Raw genomic sequence first — 397 nt, 5'->3', positions numbered from 1 at the left:
CCTCACCTTCGGTTAAGTCAGGTAAAGTATCGGCCGCTAAGCTCCAGGTACCATCTTCGTTATTGATTGCATCGTAAGTGACGTCATTAACAGTCACTGCCACACTCGCCGTTACATCATCAATGCTACCCGTGAGTGCTGGTGAAACTTCATTCGTGGTCAATGAATCTACACTGACATTTAACCCCGTGATATCAACTTCAATACTACCTGTTGCCGTGCTGCTGTTGCCCGCTGCATCCGAAGCGGTCACGGTAATCACCGTGTCGCCTTCAATTAAATCTGGGAGGGTGTTATCCGCTAATGTCCATGTACCATCGGTATTGTTGGTCGCCGTGTATTCTTCACCGTCTACGGTGACTTGGACAACCACGTTCGCAGTTGGATCGTCAATGGT

1 protein-coding gene is annotated in these 397 nt (G+C 48.9%); it reads right to left on the bottom strand.

The genetic code is table 11. The features are described from left to right. The coding region (locus GQR39_RS20100; RefSeq protein ID WP_240918235.1) for an Ig-like domain-containing protein at positions 1 to 397 on the bottom strand (397 nt) is incomplete at both ends.

Origin of the sequence: Pseudoalteromonas sp. C8 (assembly GCF_011378685.1) — a bacterium.
Lineage (GTDB): Bacteria > Pseudomonadota > Gammaproteobacteria > Enterobacterales > Alteromonadaceae > Pseudoalteromonas > Pseudoalteromonas arctica.
This window is presented reverse-complemented; position numbering and strand designations above follow the sequence as displayed.